Genomic DNA, 25,179 nt, shown 5'->3' on the forward strand with positions numbered 1-25,179 from the left:
GGTCTACCGGTCGGCGTCGGTGTAGCGGATGACACCGCGGATGTTGCGGCCCTCGAGCATGTCCCGGTAGCCGTCGTTGATCTGCTCGAGCTTGTACTGCCGAGTGACCATGTCGTCGAGGTTGAGCCGCCCGGCCTTGTACATCGACAGCAGCTGCGGGATGTCGAAGTGGGGGTTGCCGCCGCCGAAGATGGTGCCCTGCAGGTTCTTCTGCAGCAGGGTCAGCATCGACAGGTTCAGCGTGACGTCGGAGTTGGCCATGTTGGCGACCGCGGTGACCACGCAGGTGCCGCCCTTGGCGGTGATGTTGAGGTAGTTGTCGATCTCCTCGCCCTTGAGCTCGCCGGTGGTGATGATCGTCTTCGACGCCATCCGTCCCTGCGTGGTCTCGGCGACGCCCATCATCGCGGCGCCGATGTCGGGGTAGGCGTGCGTGGCGCCGAACTTGAGCGCCTGGTCGCGCTTCCACTCGACCGGGTCGATCGCGAAGATGTTGCGGGCGCCGGCGTTCAGCGCACCCTGCAGCGCGCCCATGCCGACGCCGCCGATACCGGCGATCACCACATCGTCACCGGGGCGCACGTGCGCGCTGCGCACCGCCGAGCCGTACCCGGTGGTGACGCCGCAGCCGACCAGGCAGGCCACCTCGAACGGGATCGACGGATCGATCTTCACCACCGAGCTCTTGTGGACGACCATGTACGGGCTGAACGTGCCCAGCAGCGTCATCGGGATGACGGGCGTGCCGTCCTTGACCGCGTGGATGCGGTGGGTGTTGTCCGAGACCGCGGTGCCCTGCAGCAGCATCGCGCCCAGGTCGCAGAGGTTGCGCATGCCGGCCTGACACGAGGGACAGGACCCGCAGGACGGGATGAACGACAGCACCACGTGGTCGCCGGGCTCGAGACCCTCGACGCCGGGTCCGACCTCGGTGACGATGCCGGCGCCCTCGTGCCCGCCGAGCACCGGGAAGCCGGCCATCGGGATGTCACCGGTGACCAGGTGATGGTCCGAGTGACACATGCCCGAGGCTTCCATCTGGATCTTGACCTCGTCTTTGACGGGGTCGCCGATCTCGATCTCCTCGATCGACCAGGGCTGGTTGAACTCCCAGATCAGGGCACCTTTGGTCTTCATATCTCCTGCTTTCGACGAGTGCTCGCACATCCAGACTAGAGGCTCTAGTTAGCCACATCACACCCTCCCCAAGCAACTGCTTGGTGGTGTGCTCACCAGATCGGGACGGGAGCCTCGCCGAGCGGGTAGTAGCCGGGCAGCTTTTCCCCTGCCAGCGAGCGCTCGATGCGCTTCTGCATCGTCGGCGTGAGGTCACCGGATCCGATGAGCTTCATGAACGCCTTCTGCACGTGGCCGAAGTCGAAGAAGTCCCGCTGCCACTCGATCAGCAGCTCTCCTTTTTCCCCACAAGCGGAGAGCCGGAACCAGCTGCCACCGATGCCGTAGATCTCGTCGCTGCTGCCGTCGCTCTTCTGGGCGATCTGCTTCCAGAACCCGACGATCTCGTTCTGCTTGTCGTCGATGAGCACCTTCTGGTACTCGTACACCCAGTTCTCCAGGCCTTCCATCTCCAGACCCAGTGCCACGTCTCGGATTTCGTCCTTGCTGACGCACATGACGTCTTCTTTGGGGCCGATGTTCCAGCCGTAGGTCGCGTCCTCGGTGTAGAACTCGGCCAGCGGCTTCCAGTCCCCGGCGGCCTCAGCAGCGCGGTTGGCATCCAGCCAGCGCTGTACCCAGTCTTCCAGTTCGTTTCGTGACGCCATTGTCGTTGCCTCTCAGTCTTTCTCGATGATGGATAGGGCCCTGGTCGGGCACATCTCGACCGCCATCTCCACCGCGTCGCGTAGGTCGTCGGGTGGTTCAGCATCGAGGATCTCGACCGCGCCGCGTTTGGGGACCCGGAACACGTCGGGCGCCTCCAGCTCGCACATGGCGTGCCCCTGGCACAGATCCTCGTCGAGTTCGATGCGATAGCAGCCCACGGCTCTCAACCCTTCACGCGCTTGCGGTAGCGCACCTTCGCGGGCTGGGCGAGCTGGACGACCATCTTCGAGTGGTCGTTCTGATATGTCTCGGCGGGTTGTGACATCTCGAATTCGTACTCGCGCAGCAGGACCGAGAAGATGGCCTTGATCTGCATCTGCGCGAACGCGGCGCCCACGCAACGGTGTTTGCCCGCGCCGAAGGGAATCCAGGTCCACCGATTGATGAGATCTTCCTGGCGGGGCTTCTGGTAGCGGTCGGGGTCGAAAGCGTCCGGGTTCGGGAAATCCTCGGGGATTCGGTTGGAGATGGCCGGCGAGGCGGCCACCATCTGCCCCTTGTGGATCGGATGGCCGACCACTTCGAATTCGTCCTGGGCCACCCGCATCAGGATGATCAGCGGCGGGTGCAGCCGCAGGGTCTCTTTGAGTGCATTGTCGATCTTCGGAATCTGGCGCAGCGCATGGAAACTCACCTCTTGACCGTCGGCGTAGAGCTCGTCGAGCTCCTGCTGCACCTGCGCGTAGTACTCGGGGTTGCGCAGCAGTTCGATCAGCGTCCAGCTCGAGGTGCCCGAGCTGGTGTGGTGCCCGGCGAACATCAGCGAGATGAACATGCCGGTGACCTCATTGGCAGTGAACCGGGGATCGCCCTGCTCGTCCTTGATCGAGACCAGCACGTCGAGCAGGTCGCGATCCTCCTTGCCCTTGGGTGGGCTGGCGATCCTCCCGTCCATGATCTCCTGCACCAGCGCAACCAGTTTGACGCGCGACTCGTCGCGGATGCGGAAGCTCTCGATGTCGAGGTACGGGTCGACGTAGCAGAGCGGGTCGGTTCCTCGCTCGAGTTGGTGGTAATAGTGCGCGAAGCGACTGTCGAGCTGTTCGCGGAACTTCAGTCCGATCAGGCAGGCCGTCGAGGTGTAGATGGTGAGTTCGGAGAAGAAGTCGAGCAGTTCGATCTCCCCGTCGTCGCCCCAGTTCTCGATCATCTTGCGGACTTCGTTCTCGATCGTCGCGGCGTGGCCCTTCATCTGCTCCCCGCGTAGCGCGGTGTTGTGCAGCATCTCCGCCCGGCGTTCCGGATCGGCGTCGAACACCACGCCCTCACCGAAGATCGGCGTCATGAACGGGTAGGCCTCGGCCTGGTTGAGCTCGCTGTCGCTGGACCGGAAGAAGAACTCGTTGGCCTCCGCGCCCGAGAGCATGACGACCTGCTTGTCCGCGAGCTGGAACCATCCGACGTCACCACACTCGTCGCGCAGGCGCTGCATCAGACCGATCGGGTCGGTGCGGAACTCCTCGAGGTGGCCGTGTTCCTCCCCGCCACCTGACACACGTTCCACGTCTTTGAGGATGGTCATTGATTCGGCATCCCTTCCTCGCCCAGTGCGAGCTTCTGGCGGTCCTTGGTGTCGGCCAACGGCGCCTCCGGCTGCAGCTCCATGTTCGCGATGAAGCCGCCGCGTGGTGTCTCGGCGACAAACGTGATCGCACGTGCGAGGTCCGCTGCGCGCAGGAAGTAGTCGTGCCGGGCCTGCCCCCACTTCGCCCAGTCCTCGAGTGCGGGCCCGATCAGCTCGGCAGGCAGGCTCCAGCCCATCGACGTCTTCGTCGGTCCCGGATGCACGATCGACGCGCGGACCCCGGTGCCCTCGAGTTCCATCTGGTAGTTGGTCACCATCGCGACCAGTGCCGCCTTCGCCGCACCGTAGGCACCCATGTGTGGCCGTTGCCGCAGTGCCACATCGGATCCCACGAAGATCAGGTCGCCACGTCGCCGCTCGAGCATTCCGGGGAGCACGGCGGTGGCCACCCGGTTGGCGCCGATCAGGTGGATCTGGATCTGCGATTCGAACTGCTCGGTGCTGATCGAGTCGAGCTTGCCGAAGTAGGTGTCTCCGGCGCCGGCCACCAGCACCTCGATGTCGCCGAGCTCTGAGGTGGTCTGCTCGACGCAGGCCTTCACCGAGTCGGGGTCGGTCACGTCGAGGTGCACCGCGATGGCCTCGCCACCGTCTGCGCGGATCTGCGCGACGATCTCTTCCAGCTTCTCCACCCGGCGAGCGCCGAGCGCCACGGGAAAACCGCGGGAGGCCAGATCGACGGCGGTGGCGGCGCCGATTCCGGAGGATGCGCCGGCGACGAGCGCCGGTCTGCGGTCGGGCAGGGGATCGAAACGGGGCATCAGCGCACTCTCACGTCGATGGGCAGATGGGCGAACCCGCGCACGTTGCTCGAGTGGACGCGGACGGCGTTGTCCTCGTCCACCTCGTAACCGCGGATCCGGGTGAACAGTTCGGTCAGGGCGACGCGGGCCTCCATGCGGGCCAGGTGGGCGCCCAGGCAGAAGTGCGCGCCGCTGCCGAAACTCATCAGCTTCGAGCCGATGTCGCGTCCGATGAGGAAATCGTCGGGCCGCTCGAACACGCGCTCGTCCCGGTGTGCCGATCCGGGGAGCAGCAGCACGATGTCCCCGTCGGGAATCACGGTGTCGTAGAGGGTGAGGTCGCCGCTGACGGTGCGGGCCAGGATCTGGCTCGACGTGTCGTACCGCAGCGTCTCCTCGACCCATGGGGCCACCCTGCTCAGGTCCGCGTACACGGGATCGAGCTGATCCGGGTTGCGATGGCCCCAGAAAGCCGCGTTGGCAAGCAGTTTGGTGGTGGTCTCGTTACCGGCGATCACCATCAGGAACATGAACCCGAGGATCTCGTCGTCGGCGAGGCGGTCGCCGTCGATCTCGGCCTCCAGGAGCGCCGAGGTGAGGTCGTCGGTCAGCGTCTTGCGACGTTCGGCCACCATGTCCTGGTAGTAGACGATCAGGTTCAGCGATGCCTCGATCGCCGCGGGCGGCACGTCCGTCACGCCCTCGTCGCGGTGCATCACCCCGTCGGCCCACGCCCGCACCTGCGTGCGGTCGGCTTCGGGCACGCCCATCAGCTCGGAGATCACGTCCATCGGCAGCTTGCCCGCGAACTCGTCGACGTAGTCGACCGTCTCACCGCCGGCGGCCTTCTCGAGCATCGTGTCCAGGTGACGGACCGCGATCTCGGTGACGCGGGGTTCGAGCTCCCGAATCCGGCGGGGGGTGAAACCTTTGGAGACCAGCGTGCGCAGCCGCAGATGCGCGGGATCGTCCATGGCGAGGAACGACATGGTCTTCGATGCGTGCGGACCGCGTGACGCCGGATCCAGCGAGACCCCGAACTTGTTGGACAGCGTGGTGCTGTTACGGAAACCGGTCAGGACGTCCTGGTGGCGCGACAGTGCCCAGAACCCCAGTTCGTCGTTGCGGTACAGCGGTGCATCGTCACGCAGCCGTCGGTAGTAGGGGTACGGATCTTCATGGAACGCATAGTCGTAGGGGTCGAGCAGGATCTCACTGACTGTCATTGATCGTCTCCGACGATGAGGCCCACCACGTAGCTGAGGCGGTCGGCGATCTGGTGATAGGTGAAAGCGCCGCTCCCGGCGTTGACCAGCGCGCCGAAGAACGTCATCTCCAATGCGGCCAGGGTGCGTGGGTCGGCATCGGGGCCGACGGCGGAGCGGATGCGGCGGTGGATCTCGGCGCCGATGCGGTCCCGCACCGTCAGTACTGCGGGGTCGCCGCCCGACAGCAGCGCTGTCGTGCACGCCGCCGCCACCTCGGGCTCGTCGGCGACGGTCAGCGCCAGGGCGCGCAAAGTCTTCTCGACGCGGTCGGCCGTCTTGTCGTTGACGTCGGTGAAGTACTCGACCTGGCGGATCAGATCGAGGTAGATCTCCGCGATCAGGTGGTTCTTCGACGAGAAGTAGGTGTACGCCGTGGCCGGAGCCACCTTCGCGCGCGCCGCGACCGCCCGGACCGTCAACTCCGCATACGAGGATTCCCTCAGCATCATCAGCCCGGCGTCGAGCACCTTGCGGAAGGTTTCCTCCTGTCGCCGGTTGCGACGGGAAGCACGGTCCGCGCCTGTGATCGCGGTGACGGCATCGCTGGACACATGTCCAACTTATCGGACGGCTGTCCAGGCAGGCAAGTGGTCGATGAAATCAACTGATGGAGAGCGTGATCGAGTGACGCCCGATGGCTGTCCTTGCTTGCCGACGACCACGACGCTATGGTGCGTCGGAGGGCATTGCCAGACAGCTGTCCAGAAATCAGACAGGGAGTGCGGATGGGTATCTCGGCCGACCGTGAGAGCAAACTGCTCATCGACGGCGCACTCGTCGCGGGCCGCGCCGGGGTCTTTTCGACGATCAATCCCGCCACCGAAGAGGTGCTGGGTGTCGCGGCCGACGCCGACGCCGACGACATGGGCGCCGCGATCGCCGCCGCCCGGCGCGCCTTCGACGAGACCGGCTGGTCCACCGACACCGATCTGCGGGTGCGGTGTCTGCGCCAGCTGCAGCAGGCCATGCGCGACCACATCGAAGAACTGCGTGAGCTGACGATCGCCGAGGTCGGTGCGCCGCGCATGCTGACCTCGGCGGCCCAGCTCGAGGGCCCGGTCGAGGATCTCAGCTTCTGCGCCGACACCGCCGAGTCCTACGCTTGGACGACCGATCTCGGCATCGCCGCGCCCATGGGGATCAAGACCAAGCGCACCATCGCCCGCGAGGCTGTCGGTGTGGTGGGCGCGGTGACCCCGTGGAACTTCCCGCACCAGATCAACCTCGCCAAGGTGGGTCCGGCGCTGGCCGCGGGAAACACGTTGGTGCTCAAGCCTGCTCCCGAGACACCCTGGGCCGCAGCGATCCTCGGCGAACTGATCGTCGAGCACACCGACTTCCCGGCGGGGGTGGTCAACATCGTCACCTCCAGCGACCACGGCGTCGGCGCGCTGCTGTCTCGTGACCCCAGGGTGGACATGGTGTCGTTCACCGGCTCCACCGCCACCGGCCGCGCGGTGATGACCGACGGTGCCGCCACTCTGAAGAAGATGTTCCTCGAACTCGGCGGCAAATCGGCGTTTCTCGTCCTCGACGATGCCGACCTGGCCGGGGCGTGCTCGATGGCGGCGTTCACCGCGTCGATGCACGCCGGCCAGGGATGCGCGATCACCACCCGGCTGGTCGTTCCCCGCGACCGGTACGACGAGGCGGTCGAGGCGGCAGCCGCCACCATGGGTGGTCTCAAACCCGGTGACCCGACCAAGAAGAGCACGATCTGCGGCCCGGTGATCTCCGAGCGGCAACGCGACCGGGTGCAGGGCTATCTCGACCAAGCGGTCGCCGAAGGTGGCCGATTCGCCTGCGGCGGCGGCCGACCCGCGGACCGCAACACCGGATTCTTCATCGAACCGACGGTGATCGCCGGGCTGGACAACGACTCCACGGTGGCGCGCGAGGAGATCTTCGGCCCGGTGCTCACGGTCATCGCCCACGACGGCGACGACGACGCCGTGCGCATCGCGAACGACTCGCCCTACGGGCTGTCGGGCACGGTGTTTTCTGCCGACGAGGAGCGCGCCAACGGTGTGGCCGCGCGGATGCGCGTCGGAACAGTGAATGTCAATGGCGGCGTGTGGTATTCGGCCGACATGCCGTTCGGCGGCTACAAGCAGTCCGGCATCGGCCGGGAGATGGGGATCGCAGGTTTCGAGGAGTACCTCGAGATCAAGGCGATCGCCACCGCGGTATGACAGCCCGAAACGACGAGAACGGAGGGCCTGCGCATGGGTCTTTATGGTGATCAGTTCAAGGACAAGGTGGCCATCGTGACCGGTGCCGGCGGCGGCATCGGGCAGGCCTATGCCGAAGCGCTCGCCCGCGAGGGTGCGGCCGTCGTGGTCGCCGACATCAACACCGAGGGCGCGCAGAAGGTCGCCGACGGCATCACCGGTGAAGGGGGCAACGCGCTGGCGGTGCGCGTCGACGTGTCCGATCCCGAATCGGCGAAAGACATGTCGGCGCAGACGCTGTCGCAGTTCGGCGGCATCGACTACCTGGTGAACAACGCGGCCATCTTCGGTGGCATGAAGCTGGACTTCCTGGTGACCGTCGACCCGGAGTACTACCGCAAGTTCATGAGCGTGAACCTCGATGGCGCGCTGTGGTGCACCCGCGCGGTGTACCGCAAGATGGCCAAACGCGGTGGCGGTGCCATCGTCAACCAATCGTCCACTGCCGCATGGCTCTACGCGAACTTCTACGGGCTGGCGAAGGTCGGTATCAACGGGCTGACGCAGCAGCTCTCGCGCGAACTCGGCGGGCAGAACATCCGGATCAATGCGATCGCTCCCGGTCCGATCGACACCGAGGCCAACCGCACCACCACGCCCCAGGAGATGGTCGCCGACATCGTCAAGAACATCCCGCTGTCCCGGATGGGCCAGCCGGATGACCTCGTGGGGATGTGCCTGTTCCTGTTGTCCGACCAAGCCAAGTGGATCACCGGGCAGATCTTCAACGTCGACGGCGGACAGATCATCCGCTCATGAGCGAGCCGAGGCTGGGCTACATCGGCCTGGGCAACCAGGGCGCCCCGATGGCGAAGCGGCTGGTCGACTGGCCCGGCGGGCTCATCGTGTTCGACATGCGAGCCGAGGCGATGACACCGCTGGTCGAGGCGGGCGCCACGGCGGCTGACAGCGTGGCCGATGTCGCCGCAGCCGACGTCATCAGCGTCACCGTCCTCACCGACGCGCAGGTGCGCGACGTCGTCGGCGAACTCGCCGCCCACGCGCGGCCCGGCACCGTGATCGCGATCCACTCGACGATCGAACCCGGCACTGCGCCCGAACTCGCAGAGACGCTGCGTAACAGGGGGATACGGATCGTCGACGCACCCGTCAGCGGTGGTGCGGGCGCCGCCGAGAACGGTGAGCTGGCCGTCATGGTCGGCGCCGACGACGACTCCTACGACATCGTCAAGCCCGTCTTCAAGCGGTGGGCCTCGATGGTGGTCCGCGCCGGCGAGCCCGGCGCGGGAACCCGGATGAAGGTGGCCCGCAACATGCTGACGTTCGTCGGGTTCGCGGCCGCCTTCGAAGCGCAGCGGCTCGCCGAGGCGGCAGGCATCGACCTGCAGAAGCTCGGGCGGGTGGTCCGGCACAGCGACGCGCAGAGCGGCGGGCCCGGCGCGATCATGGTGCGAGACGATCTCGGCCCGCTGGCCCCCGACCACTGGCTCTACCAGATGTTCAGCCACACCCGCGGGCTGGCTGACAAGGATCTGCGGCTGGCGCTGACGATGGGGGAGGCGAGCGGAGTGGAGCTTCCGTTGGCCAAGATCGCCCTGCGCGACCTGGCTGCCGGACTGGGTGTGTCGGAACAGATTCCGACGGGACAGGAGTGAGCGACATGGACGAGCTACGCCGCAAGGGCCTCGACAAGATGAACGAGGTCTACGGGTGGGAGATGCCCGACATGCCGGGCGACTACTTCGCGCTGACCGCCGATCATCTCTTCGGCACCATCTGGACGCGGCCGGGTCTGTCGATGCGCGACAAGCGGATCATGACGCTGACCGTGGTGACCGCCCTGGGCATCACCGACCTGGCCGAGATCCAGGCCAACGCGGCGCTGGCCAATGACGAGCTCACCGAGGACGAGCTCAAGGAGATGGCGATCTTCTTGACGCACTACCTCGGTTTCCCGCTGGGCTCCAAACTCGACGGCGTGGTGGCGAAGGTGGCCAAGCAGCGCCGCAAGGCCGCGCAGGCCGGCGGCGGCGAGGACAAGAAGGCCAACATGGACGCGGCGCTGAAGATGCACTCCGGGGGATCGGCTCATGAGCAGTAGGTTCGCCGCACTGACGCGCGAGCAGCTCGCAACGCTGGTGCCCGAACTGCTGCTCATCGGCCAGATGATCGACCGTTCCGGAATGGCCTGGTGCATCAGCAATTTCGGCCGCGAAGCCATGCTGGAGATCGCCATCGAGGAGTGGATGGGGGCCAGCCCCATCTACACCCGGCGGATGCAGAAGGCGCTGCGCTACGAAGGTACCGACGTCATCACGATCTTCAAGGGCCTGCAGCTCGACATCGGGGCACCGCCGCAGTTCATGGACTTCCGCTACACCGTGCACGATCGCTGGCACGGAGAATTCCACCTCGACCACTGCGGGGCGCTGCTCGACGTCGAACCGATGGGCGAGGACTACGTGCGTGGCATGTGCCACGATATCGAGGATCCGACGTTCGACGCGACGGCCGTCGCGACCAATCGGCGGGCGCAGATCCGGCCCATCCACCGGCCGCCCCGGCTCCCCGCCGATCGTCACCCGCACTGCGCGTGGACGGTCGTCATCGACGACGACCACCCTGAGGTGGCCGATCACCCGGTCCTGGAGACCATTGCGGGCACCCGCGCGGCACGCACCGAACTCGACCCGATCGACGCCAGCGACGAGGGCAGCAGCGACTACAGCGGAGAACTGTTGTCGGACTTCGACTTCGATGCATTCTCGCACTCAGCGCTGGTGCGGATGGCGGACGAGGTCTGCCTGCAGATGCACCTGCTCAACCTGTCGTTCGTGACCGCAGTGGGTGCTCGTGTGGGCGCCGATCAGGCCCTGGCGACCGAGATCTGCACCAAGCAGCTCACCGGGGTGGCCGGCCTGGCCGCCGAGCGCATCCACCGCGCGCTGGGTCTGCCTGCCGGCATCGACGGCGCCGTGGAGATGCTGCGGCTGCACCCCCTGTTCAATCCCTCCGCCTACGTCGACGCGGAGTTCGGGTCCGACTCGGTGCACGTGCAGCGCTCACCGGCGCACGATGACGGGGCCTGGGTGGCGCTGGTGCATCCCGGGGAGCGCCGCCCCCTGCAGGCGGCCGTCGCGGCCCTGGATCCCCACCTCGATGTGGAGCTGACGGGAACTCCCACCGAGTGGACCGCGCAGGTGGTGCGCCGCGAGACCCCGGCGCGGGAACTCGGCGAGGTGTCGGTGGTGAAGTTCAGCGGGGGAGCTTCCTTCGAGTTCCAGCCGAGGCGGTCGCTGCCGCTGACGGTGGTGTAGCGCGCAGCGCGCCGCCCACCCACCGCCGCAGGTAGGCGCGAAGCTCCGCGCCGCGGCGCGGTGGACGGCCCGGGTCGATGACGAACGACTGGATCACCCTCAGCAGATGCTCGGCGAGTTCGTCGACATGCTCTGCCGGGTAGCCCGCCGCTGCCCAGTCGACATCGAGCCGGCCCACCATGTCGCGGGCGAACCGCAACCCCACATCCGAGGTGACCGACTCGACGTGGGAGGTGCCGCCCGGCGCCATGAGCAATCCGATGTACTTCTCCTTCGGGAGCCACTCCAGGGCGGTGGCGACGGCTTCGGTGACCGCATCGGCGGGATCGGTGATGCCGGCGACATGGTCGGCCAGCCGCTGCAGGAAACCGTCGACGGCGCGCACTGCCGCGGCCACGAGCAACGCTTCGGTGCTGGGGAAGTACCGATACACGGTCTGCCGGGTCACCCCGACCGAGCGGGCGACATCGGAGATGGAGAAGTCGGCGCCGCGCTCCTCGATGGCCTTGCCCGCCGCCGCCAGGATCCGCGCGATGGCCTCCTCGTCGGAGGCCGGTTTGGCTCCTGACCAACCGTGGGTGCGCACGATGGCACCTTAGATCGCGGCCGACCGGACCGGGCGATGCTAGCGGTAGGCGACCCGCAACTCTTTGACTCCGTTGATCCAGCCCGAGCGCAGCCGCGTCGGTTCGGCCAGCTTGGAGATGTCGGGAATCTGCTCGGCGATCTGGTCGAAGATCAGCTTGATCTCCATACGGGCCAGGTTGGCGCCGATGCAGTAGTGCGCGCCGTTGCCGCCGAACGCCAGGTGTGGATTGGGGTCACGGGAGATGTCGAACTCGAAGGGGCGGTCGAAGACTGCCTCGTCGAAGTTCGCCGAGCTGTAGAACAGCCCGACCCGTTGGCCCTCGCCGATCAGCGTCCCGCCCAGCTCGACATCCTGGGTCGCCGTGCGCTGGAAACAGTGCACGGGGGTGGCCCAGCGGATGATCTCGTCGACGGCCGTGTGGGGGCGCTCGCGGGTGAACAGCTCCCACTGGTCGGGGTTCTCGAGGAACGCGTTCATGCCGTGCGTCATCGCGTTGCGGGTGGTCTCGTTGCCCGCCACGGCCAGCAGTATGACGAAGAAGGCGAACTCGACGTCCGACATACCGTCACCGTCGAGATCGGCCTGCACGAGCCGGGTGACGATGTCGTCGGCGGGACACCGGCGGCGCTCCTCGGCCATCGTGTAGGCGTAGCCCATCAGCTCGGCGTTGGCGGCCACGTGGTCGGTCTCGAAATCCGGGTCGTCGGTGTTCATGATCGCGTTGGTCCAGTCGAACAACTTCTCCCGGTCGGCTTCCGGCACGCCGATGAGATCGGCGATGGCCTGCAGGGGCAGCGCCATGGCGATGTCGTGCACGAAGTCGCCGCTGCCCTTCTCGGCGGCCGTGGCGACGATCTCGCGCGCGGATTCGGCCAGCTTGTTCTCCAGCGTCGCGATGGCCCGCGGGGTGAACAGCCGCGACACGATCTTGCGCAGCCGGGTGTGCTCGGGTGCGTCGTGGTTGATGAGCAGCGCTTTCGTCAGTTCGAGCTGGTCGCCGGTCACCCCGTCGGGCAGGCGCATCACCGCGCCCTTGCGGTTGGTCGACCACAGCGCGCCGTCCCGCGAGATCGCCTTGATGTCGGCATGGCGGGTGATCACCCAGTACCCGCCGTCGTCGAACACCGACTCCTGCTGGGGGTTCCACCAGACCGGGGCGGTCGCGCGCAGCTCGGCGAACTCGCGTGCCGGCAGGCCTCGGACCAGCACGTCCGGGTCGGTGAAGTCGTAGCCGGCGGGCAGGAAGGGGCAGCTGGTCATGCGGGCCTCCGTGGTGTGACGTAGAGCACGTGAGGTTGACCATACACCTAACGCTGCAACTGTATGATCGGTCGGCGCCATGGCCGTGCGATTAGGGTGTTCACCTGTGCACGTCCTGGTGATCGGCTCCGGAGCCCGTGAACACGCGCTGCTGCTCGCACTGCGCCGAGACCCCGCGGTGGATGGGCTGTCCGTCGCGCCAGGCAACGCCGGCAGCGCTGCAGTCGCCGACCAGTACGACGTCGACGTGACGTCGGCCGACGAGGTCGTCGCGCTGGCTCGCAGGGTGGCGGCGGACCTGGTGGTCATCGGTCCGGAGGTGCCGTTGGTCCTCGGGGTGGCCGATGCCGTGCGGGCGGCCGGTATCGCCTGCTTCGGCCCGACTCGGGACGCTGCGCGCATCGAGGGCTCCAAGGCCTTCGCCAAAGACGTCATGAGCGCCGCGGGGGTGCGTACCGCGACCAGCGAGATCGTCGACAACCCCGGACATCTCGACGCAGCGCTGGACCGCTTCGGCCCGCCCGCTGGCGAACAGGCCTGGGTGGTCAAGGACGACGGTCTCGCGGCCGGCAAGGGCGTGGTGGTCACGAGCGATCGCGAGGTGGCCCGGGCGCACGCTGCGAGCCTGTTGGAGGCCGGCCACCCTGTGCTGCTCGAATCGTTCCTCGACGGCCCCGAGGTGTCGCTGTTTTGCCTCGTCGACGGCGACACCGTGGTGCCGCTGCTGCCGGCCCAGGACTCCAAGCGGGTCGGCGACGGTGACACCGGGCCCAACACCGGCGGCATGGGCGCCTACACCCCGCTGCCGTGGCTGCCCGCCGAGATGACCGCGCGCATCGTCGACGAGATCGTCAGACCTGTTGCCGCGGAACTGGTTCGGCGCGGCAGTGCATTCTCCGGACTCCTGTACGCAGGTCTGGCGATCACGTCGAAAGGCCCCGCCGTCGTCGAATTCAACTGCCGCTTCGGCGATCCCGAGACCCAGGCGGTGCTCGCCCTGCTCGATTCGCCGCTCGGGGCCCTCCTGATGGCCGTCGCCACCGGCGACCTGGCTGCCGCGCCGGCGCCGCGCTGGCGCGACGGCGCCGCCATCACCGTCGTCATCGCCGCCGAGAACTACCCCGGCCGGCCACGAGTCGGTGACGTCATCACCGGCGCCGACGCCGACGAGGTGCTGCACGCGGGCACCGCACGCCGTGACGACGGGGCGCTGGTGTCCTCCGGAGGGCGGGTCCTCTCCGTCGTCGGCACCGGTGCCGATCTGGCCGCCGCGCGTACCTCGGCCTACTCGACCATCGAATCGATTCGCTTGCCGGGCAGCCACTTCCGCACCGACATCGGACTCGCCGCCGCCGACGGGAAGATCAGCCTCTAGGCCGTCAGCAGCGGTGCCATCCAGGTCAGCTCCGAGCTCAGCTGCGACGACCAGAACGCGGCGTTGTGGCCGCCGGGGGAGAATCCGCCGGCGGGCGGATTCGGCAACTGGGCGATGAACTGCCGGGTCGCCGACGCGAACGGATCGTCGTTGCCGATGTCGATACGCAGCGGGATGCCGGTGAGCCCCGGCAGACCCCACACACTGTTCGCCTGGTAATCCTCCGCGCCGTCGAACGCGCCGGGAGCCGCCGACCCCGGTGACGTCCACAGTGCCGGGCTGACCGCACAGATCGCCGCGGTGCGCGGCGCGCCCAGCCGGGCGCCCAGCAGCATGGCGCCGTAGCCGCCCATCGACCACCCGAGGAATCCGACCCGTGATGTGTCGAGGCCCTGCCCGGCCAACAGCGGCAGGAACTCGTCGAGCACCATCGCGCCCGCATCGTCTCCGGAGACACGCCGATGCCAGTAGCCGTTGCCGCCGTCGACAGCGGCGAGCGCGAACGGCGGCACACCTGCGGCCACCGCGTCGGCGAGGAACTGTTCGGCGCCCATCGACATGACCGTCGCGGCGCTGCTGTCCTTGCCGTGCAGCAGGATCACCGGGCGCAGCGGCGCGCTCTGGCCGGGCGGGCGGGCGATGATCCAGTTGGTCGGTGCGCCGCCCCGGGCGGCGGAGGTGAACGTGCCGGCCGCGTACGTCGGCGCCGCGGCAGGCGGTGCCCCCGCTGCCGCTGCCCGGGTCAACGCGGACACGGCGGTGGCTCCTGCTGCGGTCACGAGTCCCGCCCGGCATCCGAGGCCGAGCATGGCTCGCCGGCTGATCGTCGGCATGCGCGCCATCATGCCATCGGTGCGGAGGCGAATTGCCGAAAGCCCGATGCCGTACCCCCGTGGCTGGCACGATGCTAGACGTGACGGCAGCAGTCACTCCCAAGGGAGAACGTCGGCGGTATGCGCTGGTCAGCGCCGCTGCCGACCTGCTGTGCGAGGGTGGCTTCGACGCGGTGCGCCATCGCGCGGTCGCCCGCCGCGCCGGCCTTCCGCTGGCCTCGACCACGTACTACTTTTCTTCGCTGGACGACCTGATCGCCCATGCCGTCGAATACGTCGGCCTGCTGGAGACCCAGGACCTCCAGAACCGGGTGGCGGACCTGTCGCGGCGGCGGCGAGGCCCCGAGTCGACCGCCGACATCCTGGTCGACCTCCTCGTCGGTGACAGCCGCGAACGGGTGACCGAACACCTGATCTCCCGGTACGAGCGGCTGATCGCGTGCGCGCGCCAACCCAACCTGCGCGACATCCAACGCAGAATCCTCAAACACCGCACCGACGCGGTGATCGCGGTCGTCGAACGGTGTGGCCGTTCGGTACATCCCGAGTTGCTGACCGCCCTGGTGTGCGCCGTCGACGGTGCGGTGGTGGCCGCGCTCGTCGGTGACGGCGACGGACCGCGCGCCACGGCGAGGGCGACGTTGATCGACGTGATCGACGTGCTGGCTCCCTACACTTAGCCTCTGCGCCGCAGGGCGCCGTGACCGAAGATGGGTGGACCGAGCGAGAGGTAGGGGGAGGCGCATGGCGGATTCGGCGACCGATCAGGAGACTCAGCAGCCCGAGTTGAAGCGGGTGATGGGACCCGGCCTGCTGCTGCTGTTCGTGGTCGGCGACATCCTCGGCACCGGCGTGTACGCGCTCGTCGGGGATGTGGCAGCCGAAGTCGGTGGTGCAGCGTGGCTTCCGTTCTTCGTCGCGTTCGGCGTCGCCACGATCACCGCGTTCAGCTACCTGGAGCTGGTCACGAAGTATCCGCAGGCGGCGGGCGCTGCGCTCTATGCGCACAAGGCGTTCGGCATCCACTTCGTCACGTTCCTGGTCGCCTTCGTCGTCATGTGTTCTGGAATCACCTCGGCGGCAACGGCTTCCAGAGCCTTCGCGGCAAATTTCTTCACCGGTATCGATGTCGACGCATCCAAGCTCGCCGTGGCCCTGTTGGCCCTCGGATTCATGGCGGCCCTGGCCGCCATCAACTTCCGCGGTGTGGGGGAGAGCGTCAAGCTCAACGTCGTCCTGACGATCGTCGAGATCACCGGTCTGGTCATCGTGATCCTCGTCGGGCTGTGGGCGTTCACCAGCAGCGCCGACGTGGACTTCTCCCGAATCGTCGCGTTCGAGACCGCCGAGGACAAGAACACGTTCCTCGCGGTGACCGCCGCGACGTCGCTCGCCTTCTTCGCGATGGTCGGTTTCGAGGATTCGGTCAACATGGCCGAGGAGACCAAGGACCCGGTCAAGACGTTCCCCAAGATCCTGCTGTCGGGGCTCTCGATCGCCGGCGTCGTCTACATCCTCGTCTCGATCGTCGCGGTGGCGCTGGTCCCGATCGGCGAGCTGGAGGCCAGCGACACCCCGCTGGTCGAGGTCGTCAAGGCCGGTGCGCCCGGGCTGCCGATCGACTCGATCCTGCCGTTCATGACGATGTTCGCCGTCTCGAACACCGCGCTGATCAACATGCTGATGGCGAGCCGGCTGATCTACGGCATGGCCCGCCAACACGTGCTGCCCCCGGTGCTGGGCACCGTGCATCCCACGCGCCGCTCGCCCTGGGTGGCGATCGTGTTCACCACGCTGATCGCGTTCGGTCTGATCCTCTACGTCAGCGCCTTCGCGAGCAGCAACGCCATTTCGGTGCTCGGCGGCACCACGAGCCTGCTCCTACTCGCGGTGTTCGCGGTGGTCAACGTGGCGGTTCTGGTGCTGCGCCGCGACGTGCGCGAGACAGGCGGTCATTTCACGACCCCGACGATCCTGCCCGTCATCGGATTCCTGGTCTCGCTGTACCTGGTGACGCCGCTGTCCGGCCGTCCTGCTCAGCAGTACATCGTGGCCGGGGTGCTGGTGGCGCTCGGCGTCGTGTTGTTCTTCGTCACCCAGCTGATCAACCGGCAGCTCGGCATTCGCGACGCCCACATCAGCGATCCGACGCATCTGGGCGCCGGACCGGACGACTGAGTCAGACCGCCGCGGGGTGGTCGTGCCTGCGGGCAGCGGCCCGGTCCAGCAGATCCTGATCGGCGGGCGCCAACGGCACATGCGCCGAGAGGTACACGTCGACGACAGCGTCGAACCGGCGAATGACCGCGCCCGGAGTGAGGCCGAACCCGCGGCGGCACTCCGTGTCCGGCAGTGGCCGGTCGGCCGGCCGCGCGGTCACGAACGACAGAATCTGGCGGTCGTACCAATCAAGGTGCATCTCTTCCACCTCAGCATTCGACGTAGTTCACGGGCACATTGACGGCCAAGCCTCCGGTGGAGGTCTCCTTATATTTGGCGAGCATGTCGGCTCCGGTGGTGCGCATCGTCTCGATCACCTGATCCAGCGTCACGTGGTGGGACCCGTCGCCGCGCAGCGCCATCCTGGCGGCGTTGATGGCTTTGCCCGCCGAGATCGCGTTGCGTTCGATGCACGGGATCTGCACCAGGCCCCCGATGGGATCGCAGGTCAGACCCAAGCTGTGTTCCATCGCGATCTCGGCTGCGTTCTCCACCTGTTCCGGTGTGCCGCCGAGGATCTCGGCCAGCCCGGCGGCCGCCATCGACGCGGCTGAGCCGACCTCGCCCTGGCACCCGACCTCGGCCCCGGAGATCGACGCGCGTTCCTTGTACAGCGAGCCGATGGCCCCCGCCGCCAGGAGGAAGCGCACCGCGGTGCCGTCGGGATCGCGCTTGCCGGCATCGGTGTAGTGCACCGCATAGTGCAGCACTGCGGGCACGATACCCGCGGCGCCATTGGTGGGTGCAGTGACGATCCGTCCGCCGGAGGCGTTCTCTTCGTTGACGGCCAGCGCCACGAGATTGACCCAGTCTAAAGCGAATTCGGGCAGTCGGTCGGGGTCCTCGGCGATGAGGCGGTCGTACCAGTCCTTGGCACGTCGCCGGACGCGCAGCGTGCCCGGCAGGTAACCGGCCCGGCTGACACCGCGCTTCTCGCACTCGACCATGACGTCGCGGATGTGCAGCAACCGGCGCCGGACCTCGTCTTCTGCGCGGTTCTCACACTCGACGGCCAGCATGAGTTCGCCGACGCTGCAGGTGCGTCGGTGGCAGAGTTCGAGCAACTCTTTTCCCGAGCCGAACGCCAGCGACTGTGGGTCCGCGGTGCGAGGTGCCGTATCGAGGGTCTCGGCCTCGGAGACGACGAACCCGCCGCCGACCGAGAAATAGGTCTGGCGGTACAGTTCGCGACCGTCGGCGTCGACTGCGGTCAGCGTCATGCCGTTGGGATGAAACGGCAGGATCGTCAGCGGCCGCAGTGTGAGGTCCTGCTCGCTCAGCCGGATGGGATGGGTGCCCGCCAACTGGATCGTGCCCGTCGCGCGCATCGCGTCGACGCACGCCTCCAGATCCGCGGACAGGATCTCGTCCGGCCGGTGGCCCTCGAGCCCGAGCAGTACTGCGGTGAACGTGCCGTGCCCGGCGCCGGTGGCCGCCAGGGACCCGTACAAGTCGGCGCGCACGTCGGCAACCGCGTCGACGGCGGCGAGTGTCTGCAGATCGTCGACGAACCTTGCGGCGGCCCGCATCGGACCGACCGTATGGGAACTCGAGGGGCCGATACCGACCGAGAAGAGGTCGAATACGCTGATCGTCATGCGGGGCCTCCTCTGATCGAATATTGATATATGAGTTGAGACGTCAACCGTAGGTCAGCCTGGTCAGCGCGTCAAGGAAGGAAGCCTGACTGATTCGACCGCTTGACCACGGGCTTGCGGTGGAATACCTTGCTCCCAAGCTGAGGTTTTAGTAAGTACCTCTGAAATGTCAGAAAGCTGGTGCCCGATGACGCAGCTCATCGATCCCCTCCTGCAGCCCTTCGCGCTGAAGCAGATGACGCTGCGCAACCGCGTCGTGAGCACGTCGCACGAGCCCTCCTACACCGAGGACGGGATGCCGAAGCGGCGCTACCGCCTCTATCACGAGGAGAAGGCCAAAGGCGGAATCGGTCTGACCATGATGGGCGGATCCGCTGTCGTGGCGCCCGACAGCCCCGCCGCCTTCGGCAACCTGCACCTCTACAAAGACGAGATCGTGCCCTGGCTGAGCGAACTCGCCTACGGAGTGCACGAGAACGGCGCGGCTGTCATGTGCCAGATCACCCATCTCGGCCGCCGCACGAGCAACTACGACGGCGATTGGCTGCCGGTCATCGCCCCCTCGCCGATCCGCGAACCCGCGCACCGCGCCTTTCCGAAAGTCGCCGAGGAGTGGGATCTGGATCGCATCGTCAAGGCCTATGCCGACGCGACCACGCGATGCCGCGAAGCGGGACTCGACGGCGTCGAGATCGAGGCCTACACCCACCTTCTCGACTCCTTCTGGTCCCCGCTGACCAACCGTCGCGACGACGCCTACGGGATGGGCAGCATCGAGAATCGACTGCGGTTCCCGCTGAGAGTGATTCGCGCCGTTCGGGAAGCCGCCGGCCCGGACTTCGCGGTCGGCATCCGGATGTCGCTCGACGAGGACATCGAGGGCGGCCTGCAGTACAACGAAGGTGTCGAGATCGCCAAGCTCCTCGTGGCCGAGGGCATCGACTTCATCAGCGTCATCAAGGGCTACATGGCCAGCGACGAGGCGCTCTCTCGCGTGATCCCCCCGATGGGCACCCCGGTGGCACCCCATCTCGAGTTCGCCGGCCAGGTGAAGGCGGCTCTGCAGATCCCGGTGATGCACGCCGCCCGCATCAACGACGTCTCGACCGCGCGTCACGCCATCCGCGACGGGCTGGTCGACCTCGTGGGAATGACCCGGGCGCACATCGCCGACCCCCATATTGTCGCGAAAATCCATGCGGGAGAGGAAGACCGAATCCGGCCCTGCGTCGGGGCGAGCTACTGCCTGGACGAGATCTACCAGGCCCGCGACGCTAAATGCGTACACAATGCGTCGACCGGGCGTGAGGACCGGATGCCCCACCGAGTGCCCGCAGCCACCGGAACTCCCCGCCGCGCGGTCGTCATCGGCGGCGGCCCGGCAGGCCTGGAAGCCGCCCGCGTGCTCGGTGAGCGCGGACACAAGGTCGTCGTGTTCGAGGCCGCCGACGCCCCCGGCGGCCAGATCCGGCTCGCCTCCTCGGCGCCGCGGAGGCGCGATCTGATCAGCATCGTCGACTGGCGACTGGCCGAGTGCAAGCTGCTCGACGTCGACATCCGGACCAACGCCTACGCCGAGGCCGACGATGTGCTGGCCGAGCAGCCCGACATCGTGGTGGTGGCCACCGGCGGCCTGCCCAACACCGAATTCCTCACCGAGGGAGCTTCGTTGGTCACCGACGCCTGGGACGTCCTGTGTGGGGCGGTACGCCCCCGCGGCACGGTGCTGTTCTACGACGACAACGGCGGTCACCCTGGGATGGATGCGGCCGAGATGGTCGCGCGCAGCGGCGTCGAGCTCGAATTCGTCACGCCGGAACGGACATTGGCGCCCGACGTCGGCGGCGTGAACTACCCGGGCTACTTCAAGGCATTCGCCGAACACGACGTGCGGGTGACCCTCAACGAACGCGTCACCGGGGTGCGGCGCAAGGACGGCCGCCTCGAGGTCGACCTGTACAACGAGTACGCGCATGCCACCCGGCAGCACGTGGTGGACCAGGTCGTGGTTGAGCACGGCACCCTGCCACAGGACGAGCTGTACTTCGAGTTGGTCCCCGGCTCGTCCAACCTCGGCGAGGTCGACCAGCAGGCGCTGCTCGAGCTGCGTCCGCAGCAGGTCACCCGCAATCAGCAGGGCAGCTATCAGCTGTTCCGTATCGGCGATGCGGTGGCCAGCCGCAACATCCACGCCGCCGTGTACGACGCCTTCCGGCTCTGCATCGCGCTGTAACCCCCACCCGCACCATCGAAGGAGTTCGTCCATGCCGCAACAGGTCCGAGGCGTCATCGCGCGTTCCGCAGGGGCCGCGGTCGAGGTCACCGACATCACCATCCCGGAGCCGGGTCCGGGCGAGGTCATCGTCCGAGTACAGGCCTGCGGGGTCTGCCACACCGATCTGACGTACCGCGAGGGCGGCATCAACGACGAGTTCCCGTTCCTGCTCGGCCACGAGGCGGCCGGAGTCGTGGAGCAGATCGGCGACGGCGTGCGGTCGGTGGACGTCGGCGACTTCGTCGTGCTGAACTGGCGGGCTGTCTGCGGCCGGTGCCGCGCATGCAAGCGCGGCCGCCCGCAGTACTGCTTCGACACGTTCAATGCCACGCAGAAGATGACGCTCTCCGACGGCACCGAACTGACGCCGGCGCTGGGTATCGGTGCCTTCGCCGAGAAGACGCTCGTCCACGCCGGCCAGTGCACCAAGGTCGACCCGAACGCGGATCCTGCCGTCGTCGGTCTCCTCGGCTGCGGGGTGATGGCCGGACTGGGCGCGGCGGTCAACACCGGCAACGTGTCCCGTGGGGACTCCGTGGCTGTGATCGGTTGCGGCGGAGTGGGTGATGCGGCGATCATGGGTGCCCGGCTGGCCGGCGCCGGCACGATCATCGCGATCGACCGCGACGCCCGCAAACTCGAGTGGGCACGCGAGTTGGGCGCCACGCACACCGTCGATGCGTCCGCAGGGGACTCCGTGGCGGCCGTGCGGGACCTGACCGGCGGCTTCGGTGCCGACGTCGTCATCGACGCAGTCGGCCGTCCGGAAACCTGGCGCCAGGCGTTCTACGCCCGCGACCTCGCCGGCACCGTGGTGCTGGTCGGGGTTCCGACACCCGACATGACGTTGGAGATGCCCCTGGTCGACTTCTTCTCCCGCGGAGGGGCGTTGAAGTCGTCGTGGTACGGCGACTGCCTCCCCGAACGCGACTTCCCGACGCTGGTGGACCTCTACCAGCAGGGCCGGCTGCCGCTGGACCGGTTCGTCTCCGAGAGGATCAAGCTCGACGAGGTCGAAGACGCATTCGCAACCATGCACCGGGGCGAGGTGCTCCGCTCGGTGGTGGTGCTGTGACCGGCGGCCTGCCGACACTACGGTGAAGGATGTGGAGACGGGCGGCATGGAGCAGGACATCGACGAGAACGACATCGTCGTCAGCGGCGAGAAGACCTACGCGGCGGGAGTTCCCGCTGTCCTCGTGTCACTGCGCCGCGGCGTCGAACAGATGGGCGCCGTCCGGACCGTGCGCACGCTGGCGGCGCTGAACCAGCGCACCGGCTTCGACTGCCCAGGGTGTGCGTGGCCGGAGACGCCGGGACACCGCAAGCACGCCGAATTCTGCGAGAACGGCGCGAAGGCGGTCGCGGAGGAGGCGACCAAGCGGCGGGTCGGACCTGACTTCTTCTCCGCCCATTCGGTCGCAGAACTGTCCGAGCGCACCGACTACTGGCTCGGCCGGCAGGGCCGTCTCACGCATCCGATGGTGTTGCGGCCCGGCGCAACTCATTACGAGCCGATCGACTGGGACGCCGCGCTGCACCTGATCGCCGGCGAACTGCGTGCCCTCGCCTCACCCGACGAGGCGGCGTTCTACACCTCCGGTCGCACGTCCAACGAGGCGGCCTTCGTCTACCAGTTGATGATCCGCAGCTTCGGCACCAACAACATGCCGGACTGCTCGAACCTCTGCCACGAATCGTCGGGCACCGCGCTGCAGGAGAGCATCGGCATCGGCAAGGGGTCGGTGTCGGTGCCCGACCTCGAGAACGCCGATTTGATCCTGATTGCCGGCCAGAACCCCGGCACCAACCACCCTCGCATGCTGTCAGTGCTGGAGAAGGCAAAAGCCAACGGCGCGAGAGTGATCGCCATCAACCCGCTGCCCGAGGCGGGGCTGCTGCGGTTCAAGGACCCGCAAAAGGTACACGGCGTGATCGGCGACGGTGTCGTGATCGCCGATGACTTCCTGCAGATCCGACTCGGCGGCGACCAGGCGCTGTTCCAGGGGCTCGCCCGGCTCCTGTTGGAGGCCGAGGATCGCGCCCCGGGCACCGTCCTCGACACCGCCTTCATCGCCGAACACTGCGCCGGCTTCGATGCCTGGGCCGACCACGTCCGTAGGGTCGACCTCGACACCGTGCTCGCTGCGACCGGGCTGACCCGTGCTCAACTCGACGCGACGGCCGCGGCATTGATCGCCTCGAAGAAGACCATCATCTGCTGGGCCATGGGGTTGACCCAGCAGACCCACGGCGTGGCCACGATCTCCGACGCCACCAATCTGCTTTTGATGCAGGGCATGATGGGCCAGCCCGGCGCCGGGGTGTGCCCGGTGCGCGGGCACTCCAATGTGCAGGGTGACCGGACGATGGGGATCTGGGAGAAGGCGCCCGAGACGTTCCTGGCCGCGCTCGACACCGAATTCGGCATCTCCAGCCCGCGGCGGCACGGATACGACGCCGTCGAGGCGATCCGGGCGATGCGCGACGGACGCGTGTCGGTGTTCATGGCGATGGGCGGCAACTTCGTGGCCGCGACACCTGACACCGAGGTGACCGAGGCCGCGTTGCGCCGCTGCTCGTTGACGGTGCAGGTGTCGACGAAGCTGAACCGCTCACATCTGGTCGGCGGTCGCACCGCGGTGATCCTGCCGTCGCTGGGCCGAACGGACAAAGATCGCACCGGTGGACGCACACAGGTTGTCAGCGTTGAGGATTCGATGTCGGCGGTACACCTGTCCCGCGGCGGGCTGACCCCGGTGAGCGAGCAGCTCCGCAGCGAGGTGGCGATCGTCTGCGGGCTTGCCGTGGCGCTGTTCGGCAGCGATCACCGCGTGCCGTGGGCCGCGTTCGCCGCAGACTACGACCGGATTCGCGACGCCATCGCGCGCGTGGTGCCCGGATTCGCCGACTTCAACCGCCGGGTGCGGGAGCCCGACGGCTTCGTGCTGCCGCATCCGCCGCGCGACGAACGCCGATTCGCCACCGCGACCGGGAAAGCCAACTTCGTCGTCAACGAGTTGCACTGGCTCCCGGTGCCGCAGGGTCGGTTGATCCTGCAGACGATGCGCAGCCACGACCAGTACAACACCACGATCTACGGCCTCGACGATCGATACCGTGGCGTCAAAGGCGGCCGGCGCGTGGTGTTCTGCCATCCCGACGACATCACCGAGGCGGGCTTCTGCGCGGGGGATCGGGTGGACCTGGTATCCGAATGGCCGCTGCCCGGCGGCGGGGTCGAGGAGCGGCGCGCCGCCGACTTCCGGTTGGTGCCCTACCCGACGCCGCGGGGAAACGCGGCGGCCTACTATCCCGAGACCAACCCGCTGGTGCCGCTGGACCACGTGGCCAGAAGATCGAACACTCCTGTGTCCAAAGCGATCACGGTGAGGCTGCAGCGACGGTCGTGACCGTCAGAACATCGTCCGGATGCCGTCTTCGAATTCGCGGACGTGCGCCTCGGCGAGCTTACGGGCGCGGGTGGCGTTGCGGTCGAGGATCGCGGTCAGCACCTCGGTCTGACCGTGCACGTGATGGTCGAGGTCGGGCAGCCGCTCCTTGGCCAGGTTCCACATACGCAGCGACAGGTCGAGACTCTGCGTCAGGGTGTCTGACAGATACGGGTTGTGGGCCATCCGGTGGATCGCGCGATGAGTCGCCACGTCGAGCTCGAGCAGCTTTTCGTGATCGGTGCAGGCGTTGATGTCGTCGAGCAGGGACTGCAGTTCCTGGCGCTCCTCATAGCGCGCTTCCGTGGCGGCACGTTCGGCGGCGAGTCCTTCGAGGCGTTCGCGGATGTCGCAGATCGCCTCGAGATCCGCGAGATCCAGGTCGGCGGCGTAACTTCCGCTGCGCGGATAGATGACGACCAGTTTGCGGTAGGCCAGCCGCTTGAGCGCCTCGCGGACCGGTGTGCGCCCGACGCCGAGCTCGGCGGCCAGCTGCTCTTCCTCGATGGGCGCACCCGGGGAGATCTGCAGCGAGACGATCTTGTCGCGGATGGCGTCGTAGGCCTGGTCGGACAGGAGCGGGCTCGGCATGCGGACTCCTCGTACACCAGGCGCGTTGTCTGAGAT

Annotated in this window: 24 protein-coding genes; 11 read left to right on the forward strand and 13 right to left on the reverse strand. The window is 67.4% G+C overall.

Translation table 11 applies throughout. The features are described from left to right. Positions 1-3: 3 nt before the first annotated feature. The 7 genes from DMB80_RS01285 to DMB80_RS01315 form a co-directional block, all read right to left on the reverse strand. The gene (locus DMB80_RS01285; RefSeq protein WP_111508206.1) at positions 4-1,137 is read right to left on the reverse strand and encodes an NDMA-dependent alcohol dehydrogenase; all 1,134 of its coding nucleotides are present in this window, start codon (positions 1,135-1,137) and stop codon (positions 4-6) included. A 92-nt stretch (positions 1,138-1,229) separates the two neighbouring features. After that, positions 1,230-1,784: a nuclear transport factor 2-like protein gene (locus DMB80_RS01290; protein WP_111508207.1), complete on the reverse strand. Its 555-nt coding sequence runs from the start codon at positions 1,782-1,784 to the stop codon at positions 1,230-1,232. A 12-nt stretch (positions 1,785-1,796) separates the two neighbouring features. Next, on the reverse strand, positions 1,797-2,003 hold the full coding sequence (locus tag DMB80_RS01295; RefSeq protein WP_111508208.1) for a ferredoxin: 207 nt from the start codon (positions 2,001-2,003) through the stop codon (positions 1,797-1,799). A 5-nt stretch (positions 2,004-2,008) separates the two neighbouring features. After that, positions 2,009-3,367, reverse strand: coding sequence for a cytochrome P450 (locus tag DMB80_RS01300; RefSeq protein ID WP_111508209.1), 1,359 nt, complete (start codon positions 3,365-3,367; stop codon positions 2,009-2,011). Continuing rightward, on the reverse strand, positions 3,364-4,191 hold the full coding sequence (locus tag DMB80_RS01305) for an SDR family oxidoreductase (RefSeq protein ID WP_111508210.1): 828 nt from the start codon (positions 4,189-4,191) through the stop codon (positions 3,364-3,366). Before DMB80_RS01305 ends, DMB80_RS01300 begins: the two co-directional genes overlap by 4 nt. Continuing rightward, on the reverse strand, positions 4,191-5,399 hold the full coding sequence (locus DMB80_RS01310) for a cytochrome P450 (protein WP_111508211.1): 1,209 nt from the start codon (positions 5,397-5,399) through the stop codon (positions 4,191-4,193). Before DMB80_RS01310 ends, DMB80_RS01305 begins: the two co-directional genes overlap by 1 nt. Further along, the gene (locus DMB80_RS01315) at positions 5,396-5,992 is read right to left on the reverse strand and encodes a TetR family transcriptional regulator (RefSeq protein WP_111508212.1); all 597 of its coding nucleotides are present in this window, start codon (positions 5,990-5,992) and stop codon (positions 5,396-5,398) included. Before DMB80_RS01315 ends, DMB80_RS01310 begins: the two co-directional genes overlap by 4 nt. 174 nt (positions 5,993-6,166) lie before the next feature. On the opposite strand from DMB80_RS01315, the gene DMB80_RS01320 reads away from it, so the two are divergent. From DMB80_RS01320 to DMB80_RS01340, 5 genes are read left to right on the forward strand one after another with little or no spacing between them, the layout of a single operon-like run. Next, positions 6,167-7,633 (forward strand): aldehyde dehydrogenase, encoded by a 1,467-nt coding sequence (locus tag DMB80_RS01320; RefSeq protein WP_111508213.1) that lies wholly within the window; start codon positions 6,167-6,169, stop codon positions 7,631-7,633. Between the two features lie 33 nt (positions 7,634-7,666). Next, the gene (locus tag DMB80_RS01325) at positions 7,667-8,431 is read left to right on the forward strand and encodes an SDR family oxidoreductase (protein WP_111508214.1); all 765 of its coding nucleotides are present in this window, start codon (positions 7,667-7,669) and stop codon (positions 8,429-8,431) included. Beyond that, a complete protein-coding gene (locus tag DMB80_RS01330; protein ID WP_111508215.1) occupies positions 8,428-9,288 on the forward strand; it encodes an NAD(P)-dependent oxidoreductase in 861 nt (286 codons plus the stop codon). The genes DMB80_RS01325 and DMB80_RS01330 overlap by 4 nt, the downstream gene beginning before the upstream one ends. A 5-nt stretch (positions 9,289-9,293) precedes the next feature. Then, entirely contained in the window at positions 9,294-9,734 is a 441-nt protein-coding gene (locus DMB80_RS01335; protein ID WP_111508332.1) for a carboxymuconolactone decarboxylase family protein, read from the forward strand. Further along, the gene (locus DMB80_RS01340; RefSeq protein ID WP_111508216.1) at positions 9,724-10,950 is read left to right on the forward strand and encodes a hypothetical protein; all 1,227 of its coding nucleotides are present in this window, start codon (positions 9,724-9,726) and stop codon (positions 10,948-10,950) included. The genes DMB80_RS01335 and DMB80_RS01340 overlap by 11 nt, the downstream gene beginning before the upstream one ends. On the opposite strand, the gene DMB80_RS01345 is transcribed toward DMB80_RS01340, so the two are convergent. After that, on the reverse strand, positions 10,889-11,536 hold the full coding sequence (locus DMB80_RS01345; RefSeq protein ID WP_111508217.1) for a TetR/AcrR family transcriptional regulator: 648 nt from the start codon (positions 11,534-11,536) through the stop codon (positions 10,889-10,891). The two genes, DMB80_RS01340 and DMB80_RS01345, sit on opposite strands and share 62 nt — an antisense overlap. A gap of 39 nt (positions 11,537-11,575) precedes the next feature. Continuing rightward, positions 11,576-12,799, reverse strand: coding sequence for a cytochrome P450 (locus tag DMB80_RS01350; RefSeq protein ID WP_111508218.1), 1,224 nt, complete (start codon positions 12,797-12,799; stop codon positions 11,576-11,578). Between the two features lie 106 nt (positions 12,800-12,905). Between DMB80_RS01350 and purD the strand changes: the two genes are divergently transcribed. Then, positions 12,906-14,174 carry a phosphoribosylamine--glycine ligase gene (gene purD, locus DMB80_RS01355; RefSeq protein ID WP_111508219.1) on the forward strand — a complete coding sequence of 423 codons (1,269 nt, stop codon included), beginning with the start codon at positions 12,906-12,908 and terminating at the stop codon, positions 14,172-14,174. Here the strand turns inward: purD and DMB80_RS01360 are convergent. After that, positions 14,171-15,019: an alpha/beta hydrolase gene (locus tag DMB80_RS01360; protein WP_205538445.1), complete on the reverse strand. Its 849-nt coding sequence runs from the start codon at positions 15,017-15,019 to the stop codon at positions 14,171-14,173. The genes purD and DMB80_RS01360 overlap by 4 nt on opposite strands. A 59-nt stretch (positions 15,020-15,078) precedes the next feature. On the opposite strand from DMB80_RS01360, the gene DMB80_RS01365 reads away from it, so the two are divergent. Both DMB80_RS01365 and DMB80_RS01370 read left to right on the forward strand, forming a co-directional pair. After that, a complete protein-coding gene (locus tag DMB80_RS01365; protein WP_048423885.1) occupies positions 15,079-15,687 on the forward strand; it encodes a TetR/AcrR family transcriptional regulator in 609 nt (202 codons plus the stop codon). A 64-nt stretch (positions 15,688-15,751) separates the two neighbouring features. Beyond that, positions 15,752-17,185, forward strand: coding sequence for an APC family permease (locus DMB80_RS01370; protein ID WP_111508220.1), 1,434 nt, complete (start codon positions 15,752-15,754; stop codon positions 17,183-17,185). Between the two features lies 1 nt (position 17,186). Here DMB80_RS01370 and DMB80_RS01375 read toward each other — a convergent pair whose 3' ends face one another. Further along, entirely contained in the window at positions 17,187-17,426 is a 240-nt protein-coding gene (locus DMB80_RS01375; protein WP_111508334.1) for a hypothetical protein, read from the reverse strand. A 10-nt stretch (positions 17,427-17,436) separates the two neighbouring features. Further along, on the reverse strand, positions 17,437-18,825 hold the full coding sequence (locus tag DMB80_RS01380; protein ID WP_111508221.1) for an L-serine ammonia-lyase: 1,389 nt from the start codon (positions 18,823-18,825) through the stop codon (positions 17,437-17,439). A gap of 187 nt (positions 18,826-19,012) precedes the next feature. Here DMB80_RS01380 and DMB80_RS01385 point away from each other — a divergent pair, with 187 nt between their 5' ends. From DMB80_RS01385 to DMB80_RS01395, 3 genes are read left to right on the forward strand one after another with little or no spacing between them, the layout of a single operon-like run. Beyond that, complete coding sequence (locus DMB80_RS01385) at positions 19,013-21,058, forward strand: NADH:flavin oxidoreductase (protein ID WP_111508222.1); 2,046 nt, start codon at positions 19,013-19,015, stop codon at positions 21,056-21,058. 31 nt (positions 21,059-21,089) lie between these two features. Then, positions 21,090-22,175: an S-(hydroxymethyl)mycothiol dehydrogenase gene (locus DMB80_RS01390; RefSeq protein WP_111508223.1), complete on the forward strand. Its 1,086-nt coding sequence runs from the start codon at positions 21,090-21,092 to the stop codon at positions 22,173-22,175. A 46-nt stretch (positions 22,176-22,221) separates the two neighbouring features. After that, positions 22,222-24,513 carry an FdhF/YdeP family oxidoreductase gene (locus tag DMB80_RS01395; protein WP_111508335.1) on the forward strand — a complete coding sequence of 764 codons (2,292 nt, stop codon included), beginning with the start codon at positions 22,222-22,224 and terminating at the stop codon, positions 24,511-24,513. Positions 24,514-24,516: 3 nt separating this feature from the next. On the opposite strand, the gene DMB80_RS01400 is transcribed toward DMB80_RS01395, so the two are convergent. Continuing rightward, complete coding sequence (locus tag DMB80_RS01400) at positions 24,517-25,143, reverse strand: GntR family transcriptional regulator (protein ID WP_111508224.1); 627 nt, start codon at positions 25,141-25,143, stop codon at positions 24,517-24,519. Between the last annotated feature and the right edge of the window lie 36 nt (positions 25,144-25,179).

Origin of the sequence: Mycobacterium kyogaense (assembly GCF_003254575.1) — a bacterium.
Classification (GTDB): domain Bacteria; phylum Actinomycetota; class Actinomycetes; order Mycobacteriales; family Mycobacteriaceae; genus Mycobacterium; species Mycobacterium kyogaense.

What these genes read in the sequence shown, in the direction of transcription:
- DMB80_RS01285 (WP_111508206.1), bottom strand. Translation starts at nt 1,137, where the DNA reads ATGAAGACCAAAGGTGCCCTGATCTGGGAGTTCAACCAGCCCTGGTCG.
- DMB80_RS01290 (WP_111508207.1), bottom strand. Translation starts at nt 1,784, where the DNA reads ATGGCGTCACGAAACGAACTGGAAGACTGGGTACAGCGCTGGCTGGAT.
- DMB80_RS01300 (WP_111508209.1), bottom strand. Translation starts at nt 3,367, where the DNA reads ATGACCATCCTCAAAGACGTGGAACGTGTGTCAGGTGGCGGGGAGGAA.
- DMB80_RS01305 (WP_111508210.1), bottom strand. Translation starts at nt 4,191, where the DNA reads ATGCCCCGTTTCGATCCCCTGCCCGACCGCAGACCGGCGCTCGTCGCC.
- DMB80_RS01310 (WP_111508211.1), bottom strand. Translation starts at nt 5,399, where the DNA reads ATGACAGTCAGTGAGATCCTGCTCGACCCCTACGACTATGCGTTCCAT.
- DMB80_RS01320 (WP_111508213.1), top strand. Translation starts at nt 6,167, where the DNA reads ATGGGTATCTCGGCCGACCGTGAGAGCAAACTGCTCATCGACGGCGCA.
- DMB80_RS01325 (WP_111508214.1), top strand. Translation starts at nt 7,667, where the DNA reads ATGGGTCTTTATGGTGATCAGTTCAAGGACAAGGTGGCCATCGTGACC.
- DMB80_RS01330 (WP_111508215.1), top strand. Translation starts at nt 8,428, where the DNA reads ATGAGCGAGCCGAGGCTGGGCTACATCGGCCTGGGCAACCAGGGCGCC.
- DMB80_RS01335 (WP_111508332.1), top strand. Translation starts at nt 9,294, where the DNA reads ATGGACGAGCTACGCCGCAAGGGCCTCGACAAGATGAACGAGGTCTAC.
- DMB80_RS01340 (WP_111508216.1), top strand. Translation starts at nt 9,724, where the DNA reads ATGAGCAGTAGGTTCGCCGCACTGACGCGCGAGCAGCTCGCAACGCTG.
- DMB80_RS01350 (WP_111508218.1), bottom strand. Translation starts at nt 12,799, where the DNA reads ATGACCAGCTGCCCCTTCCTGCCCGCCGGCTACGACTTCACCGACCCG.
- DMB80_RS01360 (WP_205538445.1), bottom strand. Translation starts at nt 15,019, where the DNA reads ATGATGGCGCGCATGCCGACGATCAGCCGGCGAGCCATGCTCGGCCTC.
- DMB80_RS01365 (WP_048423885.1), top strand. Translation starts at nt 15,079, where the DNA reads ATGCTAGACGTGACGGCAGCAGTCACTCCCAAGGGAGAACGTCGGCGG.
- DMB80_RS01370 (WP_111508220.1), top strand. Translation starts at nt 15,752, where the DNA reads ATGGCGGATTCGGCGACCGATCAGGAGACTCAGCAGCCCGAGTTGAAG.
- DMB80_RS01375 (WP_111508334.1), bottom strand. Translation starts at nt 17,426, where the DNA reads ATGCACCTTGATTGGTACGACCGCCAGATTCTGTCGTTCGTGACCGCG.
- DMB80_RS01380 (WP_111508221.1), bottom strand. Translation starts at nt 18,825, where the DNA reads ATGACGATCAGCGTATTCGACCTCTTCTCGGTCGGTATCGGCCCCTCG.
- DMB80_RS01385 (WP_111508222.1), top strand. Translation starts at nt 19,013, where the DNA reads ATGACGCAGCTCATCGATCCCCTCCTGCAGCCCTTCGCGCTGAAGCAG.
- DMB80_RS01390 (WP_111508223.1), top strand. Translation starts at nt 21,090, where the DNA reads ATGCCGCAACAGGTCCGAGGCGTCATCGCGCGTTCCGCAGGGGCCGCG.
- DMB80_RS01395 (WP_111508335.1), top strand. Translation starts at nt 22,222, where the DNA reads ATGGAGCAGGACATCGACGAGAACGACATCGTCGTCAGCGGCGAGAAG.
- DMB80_RS01400 (WP_111508224.1), bottom strand. Translation starts at nt 25,143, where the DNA reads ATGCCGAGCCCGCTCCTGTCCGACCAGGCCTACGACGCCATCCGCGAC.